This window comes from Streptomyces sp. NPDC006265 (genome assembly GCF_040613555.1).
In the GTDB taxonomy this organism is placed as follows: domain Bacteria; phylum Actinomycetota; class Actinomycetes; order Streptomycetales; family Streptomycetaceae; genus Streptomyces.
The window spans coordinates 1-1,020 of record NZ_JBEXSH010001540.1; the positions used below are offsets into that span (position 1 = coordinate 1).

General features: G+C 74.9%; 1 protein-coding gene and 1 pseudogene. Both read right to left on the minus strand.

The genetic code is table 11. The features are described from left to right. Window positions 1–587: nitrate- and nitrite sensing domain-containing protein (locus ABZ281_RS50455; RefSeq protein WP_356665682.1), on the minus strand; the 587-nt coding region annotated here is incomplete at its 3' end. A gap of 201 nt (window positions 588–788) precedes the next feature. Continuing rightward, window positions 789–1,020: pseudogene (locus ABZ281_RS50460) on the minus strand (hypothetical protein); the annotation flags it as partial.

The following is a 1,020-nucleotide window of genomic DNA, read 5'->3' on the forward strand; positions in this document are numbered from 1 at the left end:
GCCCAGCCCGCGCGCCCGTCCTGCACCGCGGTGCGCAGCGGCCTCAGTTGCTCGGCGCTGGAGACGAACGCCTTCAGCCGCTGGGCGACTCCGGCGGGTAGTTCTCCGCTGTCGGCGACGGTGGTGCCGTTGCCGAGGCGTAGTTTCGCGACGGCCCGGTCGGTGCGCCGGGCCAGTTCGTCCAGTGCGTCGGTGCGGACGGCGGACGGGTCGGTGGCGTGGCGTACGGCGGCTGCGCGCTCGGCCTGGAGGGCGGCGACGGCGGCGGAGACGGGGGCGCGGACCGTGGCGTCGACGCGCTGGACCTGACGCAGCCGGGAGACGTCCTGGGCGGTGGTGACCGTGGCGTAGGCCCACAGGGCCAGGAGGGAGACGACCGGAACCATCAGCAGGCAGACGATCTTGGCGCGCACGGTACGGGGGCGTATGTGCCACCGCTCCGCGCGTGGGGGTGCCTCCTCCGGCGCGGCGTCCGAGGGCGTGTCGGAGCCCTCGTCGGCCGGTGGACCGGCGTGCGCGCGGCGACCGCGCACGGGCGAGTGCGGCGCGTCGGCGCCGGCTGTGACGGTCCTACGGGGTGTTCGCATGGACTCCTCGCTCGGGAGTGGATCGGGACGTACGGGACGAGGCCCTGGCTGGGGGCGGTCCCTCAGAACCGTCGGCCCCCTGATCGCCGTACGAGCGGTTCGCGGGCCCGCCGTGTGCGCAGTCCGCGAGGCCGCCGTGTGCGCAGTCCGCACCCTGCACCGCCCGGGCCGCTCGGCCGAGGCCGTTGGCCGCCTGTGCGGCTAGGGGGCGACGCTCTGAAACTGCCGCTGGGCCGAGGCGGACGCCGCACGCTCCCCCGCCGTCGGCGACAGGGCGACGAAGGCCGAGGTCAGGAAGAGATAGGAACCGAGGCCGACGGCGAGGGGGAAGATGAACTGCATCGCCGTCGCCCCGGGCAGGGCCTCCCCGGAAGGCTCCACACGCACGCCAACCGCGAACATCCCGGTGTCGTGCATGCTGATGACGGCCGCG